At 70.4% G+C, this 21,984-nt stretch carries 21 protein-coding genes and 2 pseudogenes; 18 read left to right on the forward strand and 5 right to left on the reverse strand.

Annotated features, from left to right (window positions below):
- Positions 1 to 29 precede the first annotated feature (29 nt).
- The 6 genes and pseudogenes from ABT232_RS15055 to ABT232_RS15080 all read left to right on the forward strand — a co-directional run.
- On the forward strand, positions 30 to 338 hold the full coding sequence (locus ABT232_RS15055; RefSeq protein ID WP_093549354.1) for a DUF6112 family protein: 309 nt from the start codon (positions 30 to 32) through the stop codon (positions 336 to 338).
- Complete coding sequence (locus tag ABT232_RS15060) at positions 338 to 1,027, forward strand: hypothetical protein (RefSeq protein ID WP_351840323.1); 690 nt, start codon at positions 338 to 340, stop codon at positions 1,025 to 1,027. Before ABT232_RS15055 ends, ABT232_RS15060 begins: the two co-directional genes overlap by 1 nt.
- Before the next feature lie 27 nt (positions 1,028 to 1,054).
- On the forward strand, positions 1,055 to 2,437 hold the full coding sequence (locus tag ABT232_RS15065) for an SCO6881 family protein (protein WP_351840325.1): 1,383 nt from the start codon (positions 1,055 to 1,057) through the stop codon (positions 2,435 to 2,437).
- Between the two features lie 138 nt (positions 2,438 to 2,575).
- Positions 2,576 to 3,256 (forward strand): annotated as a pseudogene (locus ABT232_RS15070) (SCO6880 family protein); the annotation flags it as partial.
- Positions 3,244 to 3,399 carry a DUF6238 family protein gene (locus tag ABT232_RS15075; protein WP_450871725.1) on the forward strand — a complete coding sequence of 52 codons (156 nt, stop codon included), beginning with the start codon at positions 3,244 to 3,246 and terminating at the stop codon, positions 3,397 to 3,399. The pseudogene ABT232_RS15070 and the gene ABT232_RS15075, both read left to right, overlap by 13 nt.
- A 25-nt stretch (positions 3,400 to 3,424) precedes the next feature.
- A pseudogene (locus ABT232_RS15080) lies at positions 3,425 to 3,811 on the forward strand (ATP-binding protein); the annotation flags it as partial.
- Here ABT232_RS15080 and ABT232_RS38455 read toward each other — a convergent pair.
- Entirely contained in the window at positions 3,694 to 5,685 is a 1,992-nt protein-coding gene (locus tag ABT232_RS38455; RefSeq protein ID WP_450871726.1) for a sacsin N-terminal ATP-binding-like domain-containing protein, read from the reverse strand. The pseudogene ABT232_RS15080 and the gene ABT232_RS38455 overlap by 118 nt on opposite strands.
- Positions 5,686 to 5,864: 179 nt before the next feature.
- Between ABT232_RS38455 and ABT232_RS15090 the strand changes: the two genes are divergently transcribed.
- Positions 5,865 to 6,488: a nucleotidyltransferase domain-containing protein gene (locus ABT232_RS15090; protein ID WP_351840327.1), complete on the forward strand. Its 624-nt coding sequence runs from the start codon at positions 5,865 to 5,867 to the stop codon at positions 6,486 to 6,488.
- 180 nt (positions 6,489 to 6,668) lie between these two features.
- On the opposite strand, the gene ABT232_RS15095 is transcribed toward ABT232_RS15090, so the two are convergent.
- Both ABT232_RS15095 and ABT232_RS15100 read right to left on the reverse strand, forming a co-directional pair.
- A complete protein-coding gene (locus ABT232_RS15095; protein WP_351840329.1) occupies positions 6,669 to 7,622 on the reverse strand; it encodes an FAD-dependent oxidoreductase in 954 nt (317 codons plus the stop codon).
- Between the two features lie 10 nt (positions 7,623 to 7,632).
- Positions 7,633 to 9,078, reverse strand: a complete 1,446-nt coding sequence (locus ABT232_RS15100; protein WP_351840331.1) for an NsdA family TPR-like regulatory protein — start codon at positions 9,076 to 9,078, stop codon at positions 7,633 to 7,635.
- A 248-nt stretch (positions 9,079 to 9,326) separates the two neighbouring features.
- Between ABT232_RS15100 and ABT232_RS15105 the strand changes: the two genes are divergently transcribed.
- The 9 genes from ABT232_RS15105 to ABT232_RS15145 are packed head-to-tail and all read left to right on the forward strand — an operon-like array spanning position 9,327 to position 18,552.
- Positions 9,327 to 9,812: an ATP-binding protein gene (locus tag ABT232_RS15105; RefSeq protein ID WP_351840333.1), complete on the forward strand. Its 486-nt coding sequence runs from the start codon at positions 9,327 to 9,329 to the stop codon at positions 9,810 to 9,812.
- A gap of 44 nt (positions 9,813 to 9,856) precedes the next feature.
- A complete protein-coding gene (locus tag ABT232_RS15110) occupies positions 9,857 to 11,170 on the forward strand; it encodes a glycosyltransferase family 4 protein (RefSeq protein WP_351840335.1) in 1,314 nt (437 codons plus the stop codon).
- Positions 11,167 to 12,165, forward strand: a complete 999-nt coding sequence (locus ABT232_RS15115; RefSeq protein WP_351840337.1) for a D-2-hydroxyacid dehydrogenase — start codon at positions 11,167 to 11,169, stop codon at positions 12,163 to 12,165. Before ABT232_RS15110 ends, ABT232_RS15115 begins: the two co-directional genes overlap by 4 nt.
- A gap of 3 nt (positions 12,166 to 12,168) precedes the next feature.
- Entirely contained in the window at positions 12,169 to 13,278 is a 1,110-nt protein-coding gene (locus ABT232_RS15120; RefSeq protein ID WP_351840339.1) for a radical SAM protein, read from the forward strand.
- Complete coding sequence (locus ABT232_RS15125; protein WP_351840340.1) at positions 13,278 to 14,396, forward strand: hypothetical protein; 1,119 nt, start codon at positions 13,278 to 13,280, stop codon at positions 14,394 to 14,396. The genes ABT232_RS15120 and ABT232_RS15125 overlap by 1 nt, the downstream gene beginning before the upstream one ends.
- Before the next feature lie 16 nt (positions 14,397 to 14,412).
- On the forward strand, positions 14,413 to 15,210 hold the full coding sequence (locus ABT232_RS15130; protein WP_351840341.1) for a radical SAM protein: 798 nt from the start codon (positions 14,413 to 14,415) through the stop codon (positions 15,208 to 15,210).
- Positions 15,211 to 15,233: 23 nt separating this feature from the next.
- Positions 15,234 to 16,949, forward strand: a complete 1,716-nt coding sequence (locus ABT232_RS15135) for a carbamoyltransferase family protein (RefSeq protein ID WP_351840342.1) — start codon at positions 15,234 to 15,236, stop codon at positions 16,947 to 16,949.
- A gap of 5 nt (positions 16,950 to 16,954) precedes the next feature.
- Entirely contained in the window at positions 16,955 to 17,569 is a 615-nt protein-coding gene (locus ABT232_RS15140) for an HD domain-containing protein (RefSeq protein WP_351840343.1), read from the forward strand.
- On the forward strand, positions 17,566 to 18,552 hold the full coding sequence (locus tag ABT232_RS15145) for a glycosyltransferase (RefSeq protein WP_351840344.1): 987 nt from the start codon (positions 17,566 to 17,568) through the stop codon (positions 18,550 to 18,552). The genes ABT232_RS15140 and ABT232_RS15145 overlap by 4 nt, the downstream gene beginning before the upstream one ends.
- 7 nt (positions 18,553 to 18,559) lie before the next feature.
- Here the strand turns inward: ABT232_RS15145 and gltX are convergent, their stop codons facing one another.
- Positions 18,560 to 19,933, reverse strand: coding sequence for a glutamate--tRNA ligase (gltX, locus tag ABT232_RS15150; protein ID WP_351840398.1), 1,374 nt, complete (start codon positions 19,931 to 19,933; stop codon positions 18,560 to 18,562).
- 444 nt (positions 19,934 to 20,377) lie between these two features.
- On the opposite strand from gltX, the gene ABT232_RS15155 reads away from it, so the two are divergent.
- The gene (locus ABT232_RS15155; RefSeq protein ID WP_351840399.1) at positions 20,378 to 20,878 is read left to right on the forward strand and encodes a DUF2199 domain-containing protein; all 501 of its coding nucleotides are present in this window, start codon (positions 20,378 to 20,380) and stop codon (positions 20,876 to 20,878) included.
- Positions 20,875 to 21,366: a DUF6228 family protein gene (locus ABT232_RS15160; protein ID WP_351840345.1), complete on the forward strand. Its 492-nt coding sequence runs from the start codon at positions 20,875 to 20,877 to the stop codon at positions 21,364 to 21,366. The genes ABT232_RS15155 and ABT232_RS15160 overlap by 4 nt, the downstream gene beginning before the upstream one ends.
- An 82-nt stretch (positions 21,367 to 21,448) precedes the next feature.
- On the opposite strand, the gene ABT232_RS15165 is transcribed toward ABT232_RS15160, so the two are convergent.
- Positions 21,449 to 21,976, reverse strand: coding sequence for a hypothetical protein (locus ABT232_RS15165; RefSeq protein ID WP_351840346.1), 528 nt, complete (start codon positions 21,974 to 21,976; stop codon positions 21,449 to 21,451).
- Between the last annotated feature and the right edge of the window lie 8 nt (positions 21,977 to 21,984).

Raw genomic sequence — 21,984 nt, forward strand, 5'->3', positions numbered from 1 at the left:
GGCGTGCCTTCATTCGAACTGGAGTTCTCATGTATCTCGCCGAACAGGTCATACAGCTCGCCTACGACCCCGGGATCAAGCCGAACGAGGGCGGGCTGCCGGGCCTGAATGTCCTCAAGCAGGTGATGGGCTCCATCAACCTCTTCGGGCTCATCGCCGTGGTCGGCGCCCTCGCCGTCAGCGCGGGAGTGTGGGCCTGGGGCCACCACTCCGGCGGCCACCAGGCCGAAGCCAACGGCAAGAAGGGCGTCCTGGTGAGCGCCGGCGCGGCCCTCCTGCTCGGCGCCGCGAACGGCGTGGTCGCGTTCTTCAGCACGCTGGGGACGCAGGTCCGCTGATGCCTTCCCACTCCTCCAACCCCGGCGGCGCATCTCGCGTGCGCCGCCGGGCGCTGCTCGGCACCGTCGTCCTGGCAGTGCTCCTCGCCCTCGCCGGCCTGGCCGCCTACCTCACCCGCGACAGCAGGGCACCCGCCAAGGCCCCTGTCCCGCGTCCGAGTTCGCCGCCGACTTCCTCCTCGGCCGTCACGCCGTCCGGGCCGCCCACGGTGAGCACCCGCCCCCGCGCCCTGCCGGTTCCGCCGAGGACCACCGACCCGATCGCCTTCGGGAAGGCGGCCGCGGCGGCGCTGTGGTCGTACGACACCCGGGCGTACCCGCAGGCCGAACTGCGGCGCGCTCTGCACGCGTGGCTGACCCCGGAGGCCAAGTACGCCGACGCGGCCTCCGTCGACCGAGGTATCCCCTCGGCGGTGCTGTGGAAGGAGATGGCCGCCAACGGCCAGTTCGCCACGGCCACCGTGAACGAGGGGCACTTCCCGAACGCCTTCACCCGGGCCCTTCAGGAGGACCCCGGCGCGATCACCCAGGCGTACGTCTACGCCGTCACGGTCTCGGGGAAGCAGGCGATCGCCTGGAAGGGCTCGCCCGCCGGTGGCGCGGAGAGCCGCTCCACCACCCTCGCGGTCCAGTGCCGCCCACATCAGCCCTGCACCCTGGCCGGCGTCATGCCGTCCGTCGCGCCCTGAGTCCCGTTCACGAAAGGAGGTACCCCCATGGACGTCTGCGGCCTTCCGATGATGGACAAGGTGTGCACCGCCGTCGACTTCGTCACCAACCCGGCCGGGGCCGTCACCGACGGCATCGGCGCGTGGATCGCAAAGTCGGCAGGAGAGCTGGCGGCCAGCGCGGCGGACCTCGCCGCCAAGGCCGTCAACGAGACGACCGCCATCGACCTCGACGCCGGCTGGTTCCGGGACAACTACGAGCTTCTGTTGCCCATCGGGCTCGCGCTGACCGTGGGCATCTTCTGCATCCAGCTCATGTTCGCGGCCTGGCGGCGCGACGAGCGGGCCCTGGCCCAGGCCGCGATCGGCACCATGACCGGCGTCCTGTTCAGCTTCTCCGCCATCGCCTTCACCACCATCGCCATCACCGTGGTCGACGCCCTGTCCGACGGACTGTTCCAAGCCGCCAACACCTCCGTCGACGACGCGATCCGCCGCGTCGTGAAGATCAACCAGTTGGGGGCGATGTACGGCCTGGGCTGGGGCGTTCCCGCCCTGGTCGCCTTCGGGTGCGCGATCGGTGCCTTCCTGTACTGGGGCGTCATGGTCGCCCGGAAGGTCGGCGTCCTGATCATGGTCGCCCTCGCCGTGTTCGCCGGCGCGGGCGGCGGCTGGGAGGTCGCCAAGCGCTGGCGCCGGGGCTGGATCGAGGCCACCGCCACCCTGATCGTCTCGAAGCTTCTGATGACCGTGGTCTTCCTGATCGGCGTCTCCGCAATGGGCAAGAGCGACGCCAACGACGGTCTGTCGGCCCTGTCGGACGCGATGGCCGGCATCGTCGTCATGGTCCTGGTGCTGCTCTGCCCGTACGCGACGTACAAGTTCGTCCACTGGGCGAGCGACGGCGGCGGCCACGACGACCTGCACCGCACCGGCGTCGCGGGCATGGCCGTCGCCGCCGGGGCGGCGAAGACCGCCGGCAGCCTGGCGATGCGGGTCGGGACCGGAACCCCCGCTCCCCAGGGACCGAGCCAGGTTCCCGGCGCGGGCGCCGACGGTGTCGCCTCCGGCATCAATCCTGCCGGCGGCAACCTCAGCAAGGAGGGCATCGACGCCGGACCGCCCAAGCCGCAGACCCGCTTCCGCTACGGCGAGGACCCGAACGCGACCGGCGACAAGGGCCGGGCCCTGATCCAGCGCCCCGGCATCCCGCCGCTCATCACCCGGCCCGGCGAAGAGGAAGCGGAAGGTTCCCAGCCGGGTGCCCAGGTCGTCAGCGGCAGCTCCGGTCGTCCCACCAGCACGTCGGCTCCGGGCAGCGGCGTGAGCCACATCGGCACCACGCCGCCCGCCGGGCCCTCGGCGGCAGCCACCGGCTCGCCGGCGCCGACGCCCTGGGTGTTCCCCACCCAGCCGCCTGAGGGTTCCTGACCCTCCCCCACCGGGGGCGGGCTGCCCCCTCCGCAGCCCGCCCCCCTCCCGACTCGACCGTCGAAGGAGCCCCGCCGTGTCCTCCAGAAGAGTGCCGCCCGCCCCGTCTCTCGTTCACCTCCACCGTCTGGAACCCTCATGTCCGGTAAGCACCAGGCCGAAGTCCCCTCGGCCGCCGTGAAGTTCCCCCACCGCAGCAGGCGCGGCGTCCTGCTCGGCCTGACCGCCCCGCAGCTCCTCGCCGCCGGCCTCACCGGCCTTCTCCTTCTCGCCGTGATCCTCGCCCGCGGCGTGGTCGGGGCCCTCGCGCTCATCCCCCTGTGGGCTGTCATCGCTCTGTTCGTCTTCGTCCGCCACCGGGGCCGTGCCCTGGCCGACTGGACCCCGATCGTCGTCCGGTACGCGCTGCGCCGGATGCGCGGCCAGCTCCTCTGGCTCACCCGCCCCTCGCGCCGGCCGACCCGCGAGGGACTGCTCCACCTGCCCGGCACCGCCGCCAGCCTGCGCGTGGCCACCGCCCCGGACGGCCGGTACGGCGCGGTCCACGACCCGCACAACGGCACGCTGACCGCCGTCGTCAAGGTCTCCTCCCGCGCCTACGCGCTGCTCGACCCGGGCACCCAGCACGCCAACGTCTCCGGCTGGGGGCGTGCTCTGGCCGCGCTCGCCAGGACCGGGCAGATCGCCCGCATCCAGGTGATCGAGCGCACCGTCCCGGACTCCGGCGACAGCCTGCGCCGCTACTGGGAGGAGCACGGCCACCCCGACACACCGGTGGCCGCCGCCGCCCTGCCGCTCGCGACAGCGTGCGCCGGACCCCGCCGGCGTGCCGGTCCGGCCTTCCCGAAGGGACGCCAGAGCTGACCGTCTGCCAGCGCCATCAGCGCACCGCGCGCCTGGTCCGCCGCCGGACGACCCCGGCCGACCTGCACTCCCCATTCACCGGCCTCACCCGCCGCTGACCCGCCCCCACCCGGAGAAACGTTCATGCCCCGTACCCGCGCCAGCGCCTCCCACCTGTTCGTGCCCCACAAGGCATCGCGCACCGAGCGCAGGGCAGCCCGCGCCGGTTTCGCCGACGCCCACCGCCAGGCCCGCCTCGCCGGAACGCCCCCGAAGCACCGTGCCCAGGAGACCGCCGATCCGGAGCTGCGGCCGGTCTACCCGCCGGCCGGGCGGCCCGGACCGGTCTCGGCCCGCGGCGGCAAGCTCCGTCTGCCCGCCCACCGGATGACCACCGCCACCGCTTCCGGGGCCTATCCGTTCGTCGCCGAGGGCGGTCTGGGGGCCGAAGGCGTCTTCATCGGCCGCGACGTCCACGCCGAGGCCGCGTTCTGCTTCGACCCGTTCTCGCTGTACGGCAGTGGTCGAATCGGTGTCACGAGCAAGCAGCCGGGCCGCCGGATGCTGGAGGACGGCGGCCTGGTCTTCCGCGACACGAAGAAGACCCGGTGGCGCAGCGACCGCGGCAAGCCGGGGCCCCGGCCCGTGCGTGCGGAGCCCGGCTGGTCCTCGCCGTCCGCCCTGGGCGAGAAGAAGGCCGTGGCGCGCCGGGGCGTCCTGCCGTCGGCCGTGTTGCACTTGCGGAGCTTTCCCTCATCGTCCACGAGGATGCGGCGGCCCTGGAGGGAGCGGGGCCGCTCGACGCAGCCGGCGAGCTCGTCGTAGAAGCGTGCCCAGTCTTCCGCCTGGAAGGGTGCACCGGCGAGGCGGCGGGCGAGGCTCTCGGCCCAGGTCGCCACGAGTTCGTCCGACGGCCGCAACGAGCGGCCGACGAGCGTGACCACGGCCTTCTCCAGCCGGGCCGCACGGTGCCCGGTGACGGACGGGTGGACGAGTACGGCGTCCGCCTCCCTGGTCAGCCGGTCGGTAGTGAAGAGGGTCCGGTCCTTGTCGTCCCACAGGCGGGTCTCTGCGAGGGAGGCCCACGACCGCCGGGAGCCGGGAGCCAAGGGGACGACCGGGGCCGTGCCGACCTCGTTTCCGAGCCGCTCGAAGGCCCGGGTCAGCCGGTCGGACATGGACGCGTCCCAGCTCAGCAGATCGGCGCACAGGGTCGGTGGGAGCTCGACGGTCCCGGCGGAGCAGGCGAGGAGCGTCTCGGCACCGAGGACGGCCAGCTCGTCCAGGAGGAAGTCGTTGAGCGGGACCGTCTTCTCGAGGTCGACGCGGGCGAGCTTGGCGAAGAAGGGCGCGTTCACATGGGCCGGCAGGGGGGCAACGGCCTGCTCGCCCATCGGCAGGTGGGTGTAGAGGCGTCCTTCGGCCGGTCCGTCCCCAAGGGGAATCGCGAGGGTGACCCGGGCGTCTCCCTGCCAGTCGCGCCATCCCTCACTGATGTGGTCGCCGAGCACGCTGCGCTCGATCGCGTCGCCGAACTCGTCCGCCGCCACCTGCCGGTCGAGGAGGACAAACGCATCTCCGTCGCCGACGGTCACCGTGCTGACCGTGAGCCAGTCGAGGACGGCGTCCACCCGCTCGGTCCGGACCAGGGTGCGCCGGGCGACCTCGCCGTCCTGCCTCTCCTCGATGGTGAGCGACCCGATGCGGCGCAGGAAGAGCAGCACCGGCGGGCCGGCGGACAGCGCGGTCAGCTGCTCGGCCGCCTCGGCCCGGGCCTCCTCGCTCTTGAGCGGCAGGCGCAGCACGGTCACGTATCCGTCGGCCGCGAAGCAGTTCACGGCGTCGGGGACGCCGTCGAGGGGCACGGGCAGACAGAGGTGAAAGACGTCGGCGGCCACCTCCGCCGCGAGGGTCGCGTCGCCGCCCAGGAAGTCCTTGAGCGAGGCCTCGTCGGCGAAGGTGAAGCGATAGCCGTCGAAGACCTGGCTTCCCTCCTCGGCGACCGAGTAGACCTGGGGTGCTCCGGTCAGCTGGAGAACGCTCTTGAAGCCGATCCCCTTGTTGCCGATGCCCTCCTCCGGTCGCTTGTCCGACTGTGCAATGTCGGTCATCGCGTCGAAGTTGCTGCGACTGACGGGCCGCCCGGTGTTCGCCACGTACACCGCGCCGTGCGGGCCCTCGTCGTGGTCGAGCGTGATCAGGACCCTGCCCCCGGGGTCGTCGGCGTCATGCGCGTCGTGGGCGTTCTGAAGGAGCTCCACTAGGGCGCGGTGCTCGTAGTCGCGGACGGCCTGTTCGATGAGGTTCTTGAGGCTCCGGAACAGGTTCCAGCGATCCTTGGACTCCTGGTACGAAGCAATGCGGTCGCGCGTCTTCGCACGCACTTCGGCGCTGCGGTCCGGCATAGTCGTGTCCCCCTTTAGACGCGTTCGAGCGCACTGAACAGTACGGCGGTTGCGACCGCAGGGGCCACATGAAGGGGTACGAAGCCAGGGCGCCTGCCAGATGTCCTCGGTACGGGCTGCGGCGCGGCCCGCGGGCAGCACTGTGCTGCCATCCGTCTGGTCACTGGGAGTATGTGTGGGTGAGTGCTGATGTGTTGGGACGCTGGGTGCCAGCTCGTCCCGAGGACGTGGCCACGGTCTTCACCGAGGCGGACTTCCCGTGGTGGATTGCCGGTGGTTACGCGATCGAACTCGCGGTCGGACACGAGTTGCGGCCACACGGCGATCTCGACCTCCTGGTTCTCCGGCGTGACCAGGTCCGCGCACGGGGCCTCCTGGCCAGCTGGGACCTTTACGTGGCGGACCCGCCCGGCCAGGGAAGGCTGAGAACGTGGCTTCCTGGAGAGGTTCTTCCGCAGCCACTGCACGACATCTGGTGCCGCCGCACGCCCGAGGCCCCCTGGTCCATCCAGCTCATGCTGGACGAGGCGGAGGGCACCCAATGGGTCTCGCGGCGAGACCCGGCAATCCGGCTCCCGATCCACCAGCTCGGGCGCACGAGCAAGACGGGCATCCCGTATCTCGCGCCCGAGGTCCAACTCTTCTACAAGGCCAAGGCGACCCGGAACAAGGACGAGGCCGACTTCGAAGCTGTACTGCCGCTGCTCGACGCTCCGGCGCGCGCCTGGTTGGCGGACGCGATCAACGTGATCGTGCCCGACCATCCCTGGCTTCGGCGGCTTCTACCTGTCAGCCGAACTTGAGCGGAGAAACGTCGCAGAGGCCAGGTTCCGGTACCGAGTCACCGCGGGCGACACGCCCTCCGCAACTGGACTTGGCGCTGAGGAGGTGGCAAGTCCTGGTCACACACGTCGTGCTGGCGAAGATGAGGGCCAGTCGCCCGCATCGCACGTGTACTGGGTCGTAGCCCTTCGGACACTCCGTCAGGAGGCGTTCAGCAACCCACCAGTCTCCTCAGCACATCCCCACGACAGCGTGACGCCAGCGCCTCCGTGCCCGTAGTTATGTACGACCAGCCTGCCGTCCTCCTGTCGATCGGCCTCCACGCGGACCGTGGCCCGCGTTGGCCGAGCGCCGATCCGGTGCTCCAGAACACGTGCCTCGGCTAGGAGAGGCTCGACCTTGGCGCAGCGGGCCAGGATGTCGGCCGCCGCACTGTCGTCGGAGGCGAGGTCGCCCTCACCGTCGACGGCGGTGCCTCCCAGGACGACGGTGTCACCGTGCGGATAGAAGCACAGCAGGTCCGGCGAGAGACCTGTGTCCTCGGAGAAGAACTCGGTCAGACCCGGGTTGGTGACGACGACGTGCTGACCGCGGATGGGCCGCAGGTCCGGGTCCGGAACCAGGTCCTTGGCACCCAGTCCGGCGCAGTTGACGATCACGGGGGCCATATCGGCGTCCGTGAGCGAGGTCAGGTGTCGCCGCTCAACCGTTCCTCCAACGGCATCAAGCCGACGCAGGAGGTAGTCGAGGTAGGTGGGCATGTCGATCAGCGGCACGGTGAACCGGTACCCGGCGGTGAACCCGGCCGGAAGCTCGGTCTGCTTGCACGGCCGGAAGCCTGGCAGAGTGATAGCCCAGTCCGGTGGCGCCTCGGCCGTGCGGGACGCCTCAATGCCGCTGGTCAGCCTGACGCCCGTCGACGGGTCCTCCGCCAGCTCGCGGAAGATCTCCAGGGACCGCTGCCCCCACTGGTTGACCTTGTCCTTCGGTTCGACCAGGTACGGCCCCCACATCGCCCCCGCCGCCAGCGACGTGACGCCGGGCATCTGCTCGGCGATCACGTGCACCGAAGCACCGGCCTCGGCGAGAACGACGGCGGTGGTGAGCCCTGCCACCCCAGCCCCGACAACGACAACGCGCTCCCCTGCGGTCATGATCCCGACCCTAACGGCCAGGTGGCGTCGACGGGGCGTGTTCGGCGAGGGCGTGTTCCAGGACCGGCAGGAAGCTGCGCACGTGGGAGTTGCGCTGTCGGCGCCGCAGGTCTGCGGCGAGCTGGTGGAGCAGGGCCGCACTGCGAGGCGAGCGCACGGCATCGAGGCGGTCGGCGGCGATCTGGCCGATCTCGCACGCGGCCTCCAGGTCACCGTGGGCGCTGTGCCCCAGGGCCAGCCAGGCCCCTTCGAACATGGCCCTGCGCTGACTGGGGTCGCCTCGCGGGACGTCGTACGCTCCAGAGCGGAGCATCTCCGCCCCTTGGGCGAGGAACCTCCGTCCTCTCGTTCCGCCGTCGGCCTTCAGTTGCGCGCGGCCCATCTGAATGAGGCCGTACCCCGCCTGGCAGTCCAGGTGGTTGTCGGTGAGGAAGTACATCCAGCGAGGCTCCTCCTGGCTACCGTCCCGGCCGGCGATCAGCTCGCGGGCGGCCCCGCGGGTGTGGGCGAAGTCGTTGTCCCGGCCGGCAGCGGCGTACGCGTAGGCGAGCCGCGACAGGACGGATGCCCGGACGACTGGCGGGGCGGCGTCGCTGGCTCGGCGGGCGGCCTCGCCGAGGGCGATGGCATCCGCGGGGTGGCCGCGGCTGGCCGCCTGGAAGGAGAGGTCGCCGAGGATGTGGGCGCACAGGGGCAGGTCGTTCACCTGGTGCGCTGCCCGCAGCGCGGTGGCGAAGTAGCGCTGTGCCAGGCCGTGGTCGGCGGCGTCGAAGGCCATCCAGCCAGCCAGCTGGCCGATCTCGGCGAGCGCACGGATGAGGCGGCTCGCGACGGCGGGAGCATGACCGCCTTCGCGGATCAGCAGCCCGACCGCACGGAACTGGGCACCCACGTAAGGGAGGTGACGTGCCCCACCGTGTTCGTCGTCGAGCGCGGAAAGCATGGGCAGGTGCTGTTCGACCTGGTCCACGAGCGGATCGGCACCCACGGACGGCGTGATCCGAGGTGCATATTGGCCGCGCCCCGCGGTGCCGTCGAGATACTGGGCGACGATCGCGAGAAGCCCCGCGCCCGAGATCGCGAGGAACCGGCGTCGGTCGACGAGCCCTCCCATCACCCAGTCCTCCACGATCGCCTCCATACCCTGCACGGTCCAGGGCCGTGCGAGATCCGTGTCCGCAGGGACGAGCGCCGAGGAGTCGCCCACGCGGCCCTGCCAGAGTTCGGCCACCGAGACAGGTCTACCCAGTTCCTGGGAGAGCACGTAGGCGGCCATCATCGGTAACGGCGAACGCGGCAACGAGCCGGCGTCCCGCCAGTGGTACGGCGCCGACTCGGCCACCGTCCCCGCTCCGAACACCCTGTTCAGCTTGCGAGCAAGCGCCTTGGGGCTCCATCCGAGTTCATCCAGGCACCCCGCCAGTACGTCGTTGGGTTGCCCTGCCTGCGGTGCCACGTGCGACCACCTCTTGCCCCAGTGGTTCATCCATCACTTCTCGCGCTCCCTCATGGTGACGCCCTCGGACGGCTGATTCACCTCCTTCTCAAGGAAGTTGACCGAGTTGACCCGTTGATCGGGTCCTGCGCCACCCCCCTCCTCCGGTGTTCTTGGATCCCGGCGGAAGGCGCCGCCCTCGGTGCCGACGGAGAAAGAGGTGGGCCTTGAGACACCGCACGAGCACCTCCCGAAGCCGTCTCGGCAGTGTGCTGGACCACGACACCGAGCGTCCGGCCCGCGTCCCGGCGTTCGGGCACACCGACGGCGCCGCCGCGATCACGTTGATCACGGATCTGCCGTACGGGCCAAAGGCGGCCGAAGTCGCCCGGGAGGCTGTGACGGTCGCACTCCACGGCGCCGAGGCGGCCTTGCTTGATGACGCCCGCCTGATCACGTCGGAGCTCGCGACGAACGCGTTCGCCTCGGGCAGGCCGCCTCTGGTCCTGTGCGTCGACCGCTGGAGTCAGACCGCCGGTGGCCTGGAAGTCGAGATCACGATCACCGACGGCGGCTGTTCTGACCCCGCGCCCTCCGCTCCTCCGGCTGCTGAGGAGGAGGCCGAGTCGGGACGAGGGCTGGTCATCGTCGAGGCCTTGGCCGATGCCTGGTCGCTGACGACCGGTACCCACGGCACCCGTGCCTGGTGCCGACTCAGGCGCGGGTCCCACCACTCGCCCGACGGCACCCATTGATGTCCACGCCCACGACACCCCTTCTTCGAAGGAGGCACCACACGGTGCGCATCGACCATGCCACTCCACCTCCCCCGCCGACGGCCGCCGTACCGGAGGCGGTGCGCCAGCCCCGTGTCGTCGTCGCCCTTCACGAGGGCTTCTATGGCGCGGCGTCGGGTACCGGCTTCAGCAACCGCGCCTTCCTCACGGCCCTCACCCGCCTGCTGCCGCCGGGCCACCTCTCCGTCATCACCCCGCATGTGTCGGAGACAGAGGGAGCGCGCGACCGGCGGTGGGCCGGCGAAGTCCAGCGGATGCTGCGGCAGGCCAGGGCCGACGTCATCACGATCCCGGAGGTCCCGGCGGCGCCGGACTCGATCCACGGCTCCGTGCAGCTGTGCGACCTGGCAGGCGAGGCGGCCGCGCGTATCGCTGATCGAGCGAGCCGGTGCCTTCTCATCGGCCTCGACATCCCGTTCCTCGGGCTGGCCCCCTACACGTCGCCGACCACGGACCTGCTGCTCGTTCCCCGCTCCACGACGGCGCTGACGCGGCCCAAGGACATGTCCCGAGTCCGCTGGGAGCGCGACGCTCTGCGGGCGGCGACCGTCCGTGGCGGGCGGATCGGCGCCATCTCCTCCCATATGCGCGGCCACCTCATCGTCAGCTACGCCGTCCCTCGGGGAAGCATCGTGAGCGTCCCGAACGGGCTGATCCAGGAGGAGATGGCCCGGCCGACGAGCGCGCCGCCCCTGCCTTTCAAGGCACGCGCCGGATTCCTGCTCGCCATGGGCCGTGCCGTGCCGACGAAGGGCTTCGACGACCTCCTGGAGGCGTTGCACCTCCTCAAGGAGCGCGGGGTCCGAGCTCCGCACCTGGTCCTGGCGGCCGTGACTTCGGAGGAGCACGAGCGCCCCACCTCGTATCAGGAGGACCTGGCAGCGCGCATCCGTGCCTACGGCCTGGACGCGACCCTGATCACGCGCTTCACCCCCGCGATCCGCGCCTGGCTGCACAACCCGGCCCTGCGCGCGGTCGTCGTTCCTTCCCGAGAGGAACCCTTCGGTCGCATCCCCCTGGAGGCGTTCGCGGCAGGTGCTGGCCCGGTGGTGGCTACCACGGCCGGCGGGCTGGCCCAGACCGTCGTCGAGGGTGAGACCGGCTTCACCGCTGCACCGCGGGACGCCAGGTCTCTGGCCTCCGCACTGCACCGCGCCCTGACCGTCCTGCCCCGAGAGCGCGACCGGCTCCGGAGCGCCGGGGCGGCCCTGGTGCGCTCGCGCCACGACTACGAGGCGAGCATCGGTTCCGTCGTCGAACGCATCGCTCCTTGGGCTCTCGCGCCAGCGTCCAGCGCGGAGGGCCGAGCGCGATGAACCGGCCGGTGGTGTTGATCAGTCTGGAGTCCCCACACTCCTTCTGGCGGCTGTCCGCCGAGCACGAGCGGGCGCTGTCCGCCGCCTTCCCCGGTGTCGAGTTCCGTACGGCGACCGAGGAGGCCGTGCCGCACCAGCTCGCCGAGGCACACGTCTACTTCGGCTGGACGTTCAAACCGTCGTGGCTGTTCGGCGCGCCTCATCTGAGGTGGATCGCGTCCCCGGCCGCCGGCACCGACCATCTGCCCGTCGCCGAGGCCCACTCCGTCGGGGTGGCTCTGACCCGCTCGTACGGGTTCCACGGCAGGCCCATGGCCGAGCACGCCATGGGCCTGGTCCTGGGTTTCTCACGCGGGTTGTTCATGAGCCAGCTCGCCCAGCGGAAGCGGGCCTGGTGGAAGGACGACCTGGCCGAGGAGTTCTTCGACCTGGCGGGGGCGACGATGACCATCGTCGGCTGCGGCAGCATCGGCGGACGCCTCGCTCGTGCGGCCCGCTCCTTCGGCATGGACGTCATCGGCGTACGGCGGACGCCGCCGGTGACCGCCGAGGGTGGGATCACGTGGATGCACACGTCGGCGGTGCACCAGGCGGTCGCCGTCGCCGACGTGGTGGTCGATCTACTGCCCGCCACCCGGGCCACGGACCGCTTCTTCGAACACGACCTCTTCACGGCCTTCAAGCCGAAGTCCGTCTTCCTCAACCTCGGCCGCGCGGCGACCGTCGACCAGGCGGCCCTCCTGGCCGCCCTCAACGCCGGCCGCCTTCGCGGCGCCGCCCTGGATGTCTTCGACCCAAAACCGCTGCCTGCCCGCCATCCGCTGCGGCTCCACCCCCGGGTCGTCCTCACGCCGAAGAGCTCCACGCTCAGCCGCACGTACATGAACGAGGCGGTCGCGTTCTTCGCCGACAACCTGCGCCGCTACCTCACCGACCAGCCGCTTAACGGCCTGGCCGAGGTACCAGTTGCCCGCTCTCCCTTCGTAGGAGGCTGACCGATGCCCACCACGCGCCACCACGACCTCGCCGCCGCCTTCGCCACGACCGGCCGCAACCACCCCTACCTGGCCTTCACCCTGAACTCGCTCTGCAACCTGGACTGCGTGTTCTGCAAGCCACGCTGCATGCCGGACTACGGGCACAAGGACCGTCCCCTGACCGCCTCCGACTATGCGGCCATCGCCGCCGAGGCCGGCGCCTGGAAGATCAGGAAGGCGCACTGCTCCGGCGGCGAGCCGACCCTCCGGGCGGACATCCTCGACGTGATCACGGGCCTCGCCGACGGCCTCGGGCCCGACGCCGCGATCGGCATGACCAGCCACGGCAACCTGCGCCGCGGCCTGAGCGTCGAGAAGCTCCACCACGCCGGCCTGACGTACCTCAACCTCAGCCTCCACAGCCTCGACCCCGACCGATCCGCCGAGATCATGGGCGGCGGCGACCCACGCATCACCCGGCGCACCCTCGACACCGCCCTCGCCCTCGGCCTGCGCGTGAAGATCAACTGTGTTCTCCAGCGCACCTACCTGGACGATGCCTTCGCCGTGGCCGAGCTCGCCCGCGACCTGCCCATCGCCGTCCGCCTGATCGAGCTCCAGAACATCGGCCCCGCGCAGGCGCTGTTCGAGGCCGAGTTCATCAGCGAGGCGGAGGTCCGCGACCGCCTCCACGAGTGGTTCGCGAACGCCGGCGAGGTCGGCAGGGACGAGCTCGGGGTGCGCAGCCCCGGGCAGTACCTCCGCCCGGACGGCTGGGCGGGCTCGATCGGCTTCATCTCGAACTCCAGCTGTGCCACCTGCTCCGACGCCAACCGCATCAAGATCACGCCCACGGGCGTGGCCCGCCCCTGCATCCTCCACAACCGCGACATCCCCCTGAAGCCCCACCTCGTCGACGGCACCCTCGGCGATGCCTTCGTGCACCTCTTCCAGGCAATGCTCGACCGCAATACCAACGACGCCTGGCAGGGCTTCCACTACGTCGACTACGACCTGCGCTGGGACCGGATGGAGCGCCCCGAAGGCACCCCGGTCCTGCCCCTGCTCCCCCTGCTCACCACGAACGCGGCCGAGCCCGCTTGCTCCCGCGCCTCCACTGGAGAGCGGTGATGGTCATGGTTGAGGCGCCGCCCCTGTACCCGGGGCTCGGAGCGCTGTACGAACGCGAGCTGGACGCCCACGGCGTCGGGGCGGTGATGCTGACCCACAAGTGGCAGCCGGCCGACCTGCTGGCTCCCCACTCCGACATCGACGTACGGGTCCTCCTCCCCCAAGCCCCGGCCGACTGGGAGGAGTGGAACCACCGCCTGGCCGCCGCGCACACCGCCGCGGTCGGCCGGGAGGTCTCCCATCGGCGTCTCCTGGAGCACCCGCCTGGCTTCGCTTTCACCATGGCCGAGGCGGACGAACGGCTCGTCTCCGCACCCGAGCTCGCGACCTGGTCGCTGATCAGCGGGAGCGCCCGGGACTTCCAGCGCTGGAAGTCCCGGGCGCAGATGGCGCCGTGGTGCGAGGTCGACGAGCGGTTCTACCAGGGAATCCTCCAGGGACGGCTGGGCGGCCGGTACCAGCTGGCGGCGGACAGCATCGACAACGTGTTTGAGGACATCGCCGCCTACCGGCGCCACTGCGTAGCCTGGCACTACCTCGCCCCGTGCTGGTTCGCCGCAGCCGCGCTCGCGACACGGACCCGCTGCCCCGGCAAGACGGCCGCCCTCACGCAGTGGCGTCCGGATGGGCTGGACGGGTACGCCGAGCTGTTCCTCGGGCACGCCGAAGACCGACCCGACGCCCCTCCCCGCAGCCCGCGTCACCTCCTCCGCACGGCCCATGTCGCATTGGAGGCGGCCATGCGTCGCGTGCCCGACGCGAACCGCCCTGCGGGCCAGAGCGAGGAGCACGCCCGTACCGACTGGGTCATGGCCGCCGGAATGCTTCGCGTACGCGTCGCCCGCTGGCTGTACTACCTCGACCCGCCGCCCGGCGTGGCAACCGACTACCTGATCCGGCGCGAGGCGAAGGAACTCCGAGCCGCCGCGCAAACCCTGAACGCGCTCGCGGCGGACGAGGCCACCTCCGCCCAGCGGCTGGCCGCCCAGATGGCGACGCTGATCCCCACCCGACCGACCACCGCCGGCACCCTGCGCGCGACCCTCGCGCTCTGGCACCGGCAGAAGTCCACCGTGCAGGACTTCCTCAGCCTCACCCCCGCTGACATCCATCCCTGACACAAGGAGTCCCGCCATGCACGCGCGTGCGCCCCTGCCCCGCGCCTTGAAGACGGCCAAGATCAAGATCACGACGAAGTGCAACCGGTCATGCGACTTCTGCATCTTCGCCGACGGCGCCCAGGGCGAGAACATGTCCATGGAGCTGTTCTCCACCATCTTGGCCCGGCTGGAGACCATCCCCTTCCAGCAGCTGCACATCAACGGCGGCGAGCCCACCGTGCACCGGGACTTCCCCGCCCTCAGCGACGCGGCCCGCACCCGCCTGCCCGACAAGGTCATAGTTCTGGGCACGAACGCCATCACCCTGGCCCGCAACAAGCGGATCATGGAGGCCACCCTCCGCTCGTACGACCAGGTCCTCATCGGCTGCGACGACGAGCACGAGAACTACGACGAGGTCCACGCCGTCGTGCCCCGCCTTCGCGAGGCCGGCAAGACCGTGGTCATCAACAGCGTCCTGGAAGGCATCAGTTCCTCCCGCCTCACGCAGGTCGCGAGGCTGTGCGACAGGTACGGAGCAATCCACGTCACCAACCATGTGCACCACGTCGACGTCGGCCAGCCGGCGAACGAGCTGCGCGGCATCTGCGACCGCTACCTCGACCAGCACCTGATGATCGAGATGGATGGGTCCTGCTACCGCTGCTTCAACGCCATGGCGAAGGACGACAGCGAATTCAGCATCTGGGACGAGGACTTCGCGGCCAAGGTGTTCGCGCCCCGCGGCCACCACTTCCGGTTCTGCCTGCGCTGCCACGAGTACACCGACTCCGGCACCGCCCTCCTCCCCGTCCCGGCCCTCATCGTCTGACCTCAGACCGGAGGTACACCACCATGCCCGCAGTCCTCGGACTGAACTTCCACCACGACACCAGCGCCGCCTTAGTCGTCGACGGTCGCCTCTACGCGGCCGAGGAGGAACGCTGGAGCGGCGTCAAGCACAACCACCCCACCCGCAAGGGCATGCTCACCGCCCCAACCCGCGCGCTCCAGTGGTGCCTGGAGGCCGCCGGCCTCGAACCGCAGGACATCGACGCCGTCTGGGCCGCCTCTATGCGCCCCAACCCCGCCGCCGGCTGGTGGCTGGCCGAGGAGCGAGACGAACTCGCCGCCCTCCTGCCCGCCCCGCTCGGCGAACACCTCCGCCTCCTCTCCCACCACACGGCCCACGTGCTCTCCGGCTACCTGCTCTCCGGCCACGACCACGCGGCCGGCCTCGTTATCGACGCCGGCGGCTCCTCCCTCGGCTCCGACTTCGGCCCTGGCCGGGAGCGCATCACCGGGTACGACCTGCGACCCGATCGCATCGACCGCCTCCACCAGGGCATTCCGACCGTCGTGCCCAGCCCGGCCGGACCCCGGCGCGTTCACTCCTCCCTCGGGCACTTCTATCGGAACCTCGCGCGGCGGGTGATCCCGCCCGGCGACGAGCCCGAGGGCAGCATGATGGCGCTCGCGGCCTTCGGCGATCCCCAGCGCTACGGAGCGCAGATCCGCGAGCTGGTCCGGCTCGGCGACGACGGCGAGGTCCGCATCGATCACCCCTGGGGCTCGGCGGACAGCAGTACACCGCTGCTGCTCGCGGGCCGGGCCTGGACCGCCGACAACGTCGCCGAGCAGCCGGACCACGAGCGGGCCGACCTGGCCGCCGCCGTCCAGGAGGTCTTCGCCGAGTCGGTCGTCCACACCGCCCGCCACCTGCAACGGCTCACCAAAGCCTCGACGTTGGTGTTCTCGGGCGGGTGCGCCCTGAACTCCCACCTCAACGGCCAGCTGGCCGCCGACAGCGGCTTCGACACCCTCTTCGTGGCGCCGGCGCCACACGACGCGGGCACCGCCGTGGGCGCCGCGCTGTACGGCTGGCACTACCAGCTCGGGCGGGAGCGCCTTCCGGTGCCGACCGACGCGGCCTGGGGCCCGCACCCGGGCGCCCTGCCGGCCACTGCGGTGCCGACCGGGTACCGCGCGCTGACCGACCTCGGCCCGGGTCTGGCACCCACGGTGGCCACGCTCCTCGCCGATCACCACATCGTCGGCTGGGTGCAGGGACAGCTTGAATTCGGTCCGCGAGCCCTCGGCCATCGCTCGATCCTCGCCCACCCCGGCCACGCCACCACGCGCGACCGGCTCAACGCGATCAAGAAGCGAGCCTCATACCGCCCCTTCGCGCCGGCGGTCCTCGCCGAGCACGCCACGGAGTGGTTCATGTCGGAGGGCGACCCCTTCATGAACCGTGTCGCCCGCGTCCGCCGATGCCGAGCGGACCGCATCGCCGCGGTCACCCACCACGACGGCACCGCCCGCGTCCAGTCCGTCCCCCCCGACCACCAGGGCCTGCACGAACTCCTGGACCGGTTCCACGAGCGCACCGGACTGCCGCTGCTGCTGAACACCTCCTTCAACCGCAAGGGCACCCCGATCCTGCGGACCGCCGAGCAGGCCGTGGTAGCGGCGGCGGACCTGGGCCTCGACGCCCTGGCGGTCGGCGACACCCTGCTGCTCGCCGACCACGTGCCCGACCCCCATGCCACGTCCCTCCGTACGAGGTGAGGCGGATGAACCCCATCGACCTGGACCACGTCCTGACCGTGCTCGGCGCCGCCGCGTGGGGCGCGGACGGGCAGTCCCGCGCCCGCGTCGCCGGCGCCCTCGCCCTCACCGTCTACGACAGCCACACCCGCGACCAGGGCACCCCGTACTTGGAACACCCGCTGGCCGTCGTCACGCTCTTGCGCACCGAGATCAGGGTCAGCCACCCCGAGACCCTGCTCCTCGCCCTCCTCCACGACGCCTTGGAGGTGGCCCCCGAATCGGAGGCGCTGCTCGTCCAGCACCTCGGCGGCCCGTTCACCGGCCGCCTGCGGGCGATGACAGCCGACCACCGCCTCGAACAGCGCCCCAAGGCCGTCGGCGACGAGACCAGCTGGCGCTTCAAGCAGGCCGCGCTCCCGCCCGAGGACCTCCTCGTCCGGCTCGCCGACCGGCTCCACAACCTGCGCGATCTCGCCGCCTCGCCCAACCTCGACCGGCGCCGACGCTTCCTCCAGAGCCTGGAGGACTTCTACCTCCCGCTCGCCGAAGCCGCCCGTGGCCTCAGCCCCCAGCTGGAGGCCATGCACGCGCTGCTCCACGCTGAGTACGTCCAACAACAACAGGAGGTACGTCCGTGAAGCGGGTCGTCTACTCGATGGAGCCGGTCGGCCGGACCGGCGGCCGGGTCTACCTGCGGATGCTCCACGAGGCGACGGCCGACGACGTGGAGTGGCGCACGGTTCCGGACCACAAGCGCACCTACCGCGTCCGCCGCTGGCGCAAGCTCCGCCACCTCGCCCGCCTGGCCCCAACGGTCCGGGCGCTGGACAACGCCAGCGGAACCTTTGTGTGGGACGACCTGAGCCTGCTGCTCTTCACGCCCGAGATGCGGGCCCGCACAGTCTTCCTCCTGCACCACTACGAGCCGTTGCAGCACGACTCCGCCCCGGTGGAGGCCATGCTCTGGGAGCACCTGTTTCGGGTGCTGCCGCAGTGCGCCGCCGTGGTGTGCGTCGCCCCGTACTGGGCGGACTTCCTCCAGGCCCGAGGCGTCCGCGACGTACGGGTGATCTACAACGCCTTCGACATGACAGAGGTCGAGCGAGCACGTGGCTTCGACCGAACCGAGTGCCGTGCGGAGTTCGGACTGCCCTCGGACGTGATCGGCGTCTACGCAGGCAAGGCCGTGCACTGGAAGGGCATCGAGAAGGTCTCGGCAGCCCTGGCTGAGGCTCCCGGACTGCGGGTGATCACCAGCGGCAGCAACACCATCGGCTTCGACGGCACGCACTACGACGTGGAGCGCGAGCGGTACCTGCGGCTGCTGTGCGCCTGTGACGTCGGTGTTTTCGTCCCCCGGATGCGGGAGGGCTGGAGCCGCTGCGCGGCCGAGGCCCTACTGCTCGGCCTGCCCTGCCTCATCCGCCCGGTGGCCGGCCTGGGCGACCTCGCCGCGCTGACCGGCCAGCCGACCCCGGACCTCGGCCGCCTGTCGGCGCAGATCCGGGAGCGCGCGACGGCGCGCCAGACCGAGGCCAAGGCCGCGTACGAGGCCCTGGCCGGGTTCGATCTGAACTACTTCGGCAACGCCTGGGGCGACCTCCTCGCGAAGGTCGCCTGACCAGCGGCTACGCCTGAGCGGCCAGCTTCTTGGCTGCGGTGTCCAGACGGGCCAGCACGCGGTCCCGGCCGAGCAGCTCCATGGACTCGAACAGCGGAAGTCCGATCGTCCGGCCGGTGACCGCGACCCGGATGGGCGCCTGGGCCTTGCCCAGCTTGAGGCCGTGCTTCTCGCCGACGGCGAGAAGCACGGCCTTGAGGTCGTCCGCCTTCCAGTCCGCGACGGTGGCCAGCTCGGTGCGGACGTCCGACAGGATGTCGCCGGCGCCCGCCTTCATCGCCTTGTTCCACGACGCCTCGTCCTCGACCGGCTCGTCGAGGAACAGGAAGTCCACGTAGCTGGTGATCTCCGACAGCAGCGCGATCCGCGTCTGGGCCAGCGGAGCCACGGTCTCGAACACGTCCTTGTCGAACGCCTCCGGCTGCCACGGCGCGTACGGGGCGACGAGCCACGGGGCGCAGGCGGCGGCGAACTGCTCCGGCGCCAGGGCGCGGATGTAGTCGCCGTTGAACGCCGTCAGCTTCTTCACGTCGAAGAAGGCCGGTGCGGTGTTGACGTCCTCGATCCGGAAGAGCTGCTCCAGCTCCTCGTGCGGCATGATCTCCCGGTCGTCGCCGGGACCCCAGCCGAGAAGCATGAGGTAGTTCACCATCGCCTCGGGGAGGAAGCCCTCGGCGAGGTAGTCCTCCAGCGCGACCTTGTCGCGGCGCTTCGAGAGCTTCTGGCGCTTCTCGTTCACGATCACAGGCAGGTGGGCCCACACCGGCGGCTTCGAGCCGAGCGCCTCCCACAGCAGCTGCTGCTTCGGCGTGTTCGACAGATGCTCCTCGCCCCGGATGACCTGTGTGATGCCCTCGTCCAGGTCGTCGACCACGTTCGCGATCAGGAAGACCGGGGACCCATCACCGCGAGCGATCACGAAGTCCTCGATCGCGCTGTTCGGGAACGCCGGCTCCCCGCGAATGAGGTCGACCACGACGGTCTCGCCCTCGTCCGGCGTCCGGAACCGCAGCGCCCGGCCTTCCTCGAAGGCAAGCCCCCGGTCCCGACAGAACCCGTCGTACCCGAGGTGATCCGAGCCCGTTCGCTCCTTCAGCTGCTCCCGGGTGCAGTCGCAGTAGTACGCACGCCCGGCCGCGAAGAGCTGCTGGGCCACTTCCCGGTGGCGGTCGGCGTTGTGCGACTGGAAGTAAGGCCCCTCGAAGGCCGCGTCCTCGCCGTGGATGTCGATCGCCGCGAGCGCGTTGATGATCCCGTCGATCCACTCCGGCTTGTTCCGGGCCGCGTCGGTGTCCTCGATCCGCAGCACGAACGTGCCGCCGGACTGTCGCGCAACCGCCCAGTTGTAGAGAGCGGACCGTGCACCACCGACATGGAACATGCCGGTCGGAGACGGGGCGAAACGAACGCGAACCGGAGCAGTAGACATGCGCTCCAGGGTACCGACGCCGAACGCCCCCTCCGGACCACCCCGCCCGCCCTCGCACCATCGTTTTCCAGCCTTCCTCGCCTCCTACTCGTGCGCTTCCTTCCACCTCTTACATCGGTCATCGATTCCTTGCCCCAGGGCCGTTCACCGCACCAAGTGACAGCAGCGAGGCACGTGATTCCAGAGCACAAGGTGATCAAGAGATCATCGCGCTGTGATGAACGCCTCCGCTCGCGGCCCCTGTGCCTTCCCACCGCAGTCGGCTGGCCAGCGCCGCCCCGGCGTGCGTCTTGGCTGCAGAGTGTGACTGTCCGAGTGCATCGCTAGGCTCCCGCCATGACCAGCGATCTCGGATTCACCTGCACGTGCTGCGGCAGCCACCACGGCGAGCTGCCGATGAACTACTCCGCCGACGCCCCCTACGTCTGGGACCCGAGTTTCGCCGACGCCCCCGACTGCCTGCTCTCCTCGGACCAGTGCGTCATCAAGGCGCAGCACTGCTTCGTCAAGGGTCTGATCGAGATACCGGTCATCGGCAGCGACGAAGTCTTCTCCTGGGGTGTCTGGGTCTCCCTCAGCCGAGAGAACTTCTCCCGGGCGGCCGACCTGTGGGACACGCCCGGGCGCGAGTCGGAGAAGCCGTACTTCGGCTGGCTCACCACCGAGCTGCCGATCTATGCCTCCAGCACCATCAACCTGAAGACCAACGTCCACACCCGCCCGATCGGCGAGCGGCCCCTGGTCGAGCTCGAACCGACCGAGCACCCGCTCGCTGTCGAACAGCGCACCGGCATCACCCGCGACCGCGTCCGCGAAATCGCCGAAACCATGTTGCACGCACCGGCCACGAATCCGGATGACGGCCGAGGCAGCGCTGACCTAGCGTTCCGTGCATGACATCCCCGGACGGCGACATCGACGGCAAGCCCTGCGTGACCATCCGCTGCCAGGACAACTCGTCCGTGGGCGTGACGTTTTGCGACCGGTTCAGCTTCGACCAGGACTCCGTCCACTACGCCATCGAAGCCTGGGCGCCCGGTCTGACCGCCCGTGTCAACGAGGTGGTCGCCTGGATCTGGGACAACGACCTCACCACGTTCCTGGAGGAGCTGGCAGCGGGCTACCGGGGCTGGGATGGCGAGCGGACCTGGCACACCTTGGACCGCGACCTCGCCGTCTCAGCCGTCTTCCGCTCCGGCGGATACATCGGCCTGACTTGGACCATTCGCCCCTGGCGCAACGTCGCGGGCGACTGGAGCACCTCGGTGACCACGTGGCTGGAGGCTGGCGAGCAAATGTCGTCCTTCGCATCCAACATCCGGCACTTTCTCGCCGGGGAGCGCGCCGCCCACCCATCGGCGAATGTCCTACCGCCAGGTCGATGACGCCTGAATCCGCCTCTCGATACGCGACATGGCGTCGATCACGACAACGAGGGGGCAAGATCTGGTCGGGCTGGGGGCTCCCTCACGCCATGGTGCTGCGGTTGAGTAGCGAACCGGCCCGGTTCTGCTCGGACGCGAAGAAGCCCTTGATGTGATCGAAGGTGATGCGTACGGGACGACCGGCAAGATACTGGTCGTAGGCTTCGCGTTGGTTCTGGTACTCCCGCTTCGGCGCCGGCATCTCGTCAGCGGGCCGCCACACGACCTCGACCAGTGTTGCGGCGTCGGACAGTGGGTACTGCGGACCGTCGGACTGAGCAATGATGAACGCCAGCTGGTGAGTGGCCTGGTTACGCGCCCAGCGCGCTCCCTGGACGAGCCTCCGACCGTAGTTGTCAGCGTCACTCAGGTACGTCGGGTCGTTCTCGCGCATCTGCTCTTCGAGCGAGCATAGCCAGAACAGGCACTCCGTTGCAGAAGCGCGGGCAGCGAAACCGTCGTCGTGCTCAGTGACTCGCGTGACGTCCCGCAAGAAGCGCTGCACAGCCTGGTAGTAGCCAATCACAGCCGCGCTCAGCATCTCCGGATCAGGCTGGATGGTATCCGTCACGTCACTTC

It is taken from the genome of Streptomyces sp. NPDC001532 (assembly GCF_040298625.1).
Taxonomy (GTDB): domain Bacteria; phylum Actinomycetota; class Actinomycetes; order Streptomycetales; family Streptomycetaceae; genus Streptomyces.

Coding starts and splice junctions, on each gene's coding strand:
- ABT232_RS15055 (WP_093549354.1), top strand. CDS start 30: ATGTATCTCGCCGAACAGGTCATACAGCTCGCCTACGACCCCGGGATC.
- ABT232_RS15060 (WP_351840323.1), top strand. CDS start 338: ATGCCTTCCCACTCCTCCAACCCCGGCGGCGCATCTCGCGTGCGCCGC.
- ABT232_RS15065 (WP_351840325.1), top strand. CDS start 1,055: ATGGACGTCTGCGGCCTTCCGATGATGGACAAGGTGTGCACCGCCGTC.
- ABT232_RS38455 (WP_450871726.1), bottom strand. CDS start 5,685: ATGCCGGACCGCAGCGCCGAAGTGCGTGCGAAGACGCGCGACCGCATT.
- ABT232_RS15095 (WP_351840329.1), bottom strand. CDS start 7,622: ATGACCGCAGGGGAGCGCGTTGTCGTTGTCGGGGCTGGGGTGGCAGGG.
- ABT232_RS15115 (WP_351840337.1), top strand. CDS start 11,167: ATGAACCGGCCGGTGGTGTTGATCAGTCTGGAGTCCCCACACTCCTTC.
- ABT232_RS15120 (WP_351840339.1), top strand. CDS start 12,169: ATGCCCACCACGCGCCACCACGACCTCGCCGCCGCCTTCGCCACGACC.
- ABT232_RS15125 (WP_351840340.1), top strand. CDS start 13,278: ATGGTCATGGTTGAGGCGCCGCCCCTGTACCCGGGGCTCGGAGCGCTG.
- ABT232_RS15130 (WP_351840341.1), top strand. CDS start 14,413: ATGCACGCGCGTGCGCCCCTGCCCCGCGCCTTGAAGACGGCCAAGATC.
- ABT232_RS15135 (WP_351840342.1), top strand. CDS start 15,234: ATGCCCGCAGTCCTCGGACTGAACTTCCACCACGACACCAGCGCCGCC.
- ABT232_RS15140 (WP_351840343.1), top strand. CDS start 16,955: ATGAACCCCATCGACCTGGACCACGTCCTGACCGTGCTCGGCGCCGCC.
- gltX (WP_351840398.1), bottom strand. CDS start 19,933: ATGTTCCATGTCGGTGGTGCACGGTCCGCTCTCTACAACTGGGCGGTT.
- ABT232_RS15155 (WP_351840399.1), top strand. CDS start 20,378: ATGAACTACTCCGCCGACGCCCCCTACGTCTGGGACCCGAGTTTCGCC.
- ABT232_RS15160 (WP_351840345.1), top strand. CDS start 20,875: ATGACATCCCCGGACGGCGACATCGACGGCAAGCCCTGCGTGACCATC.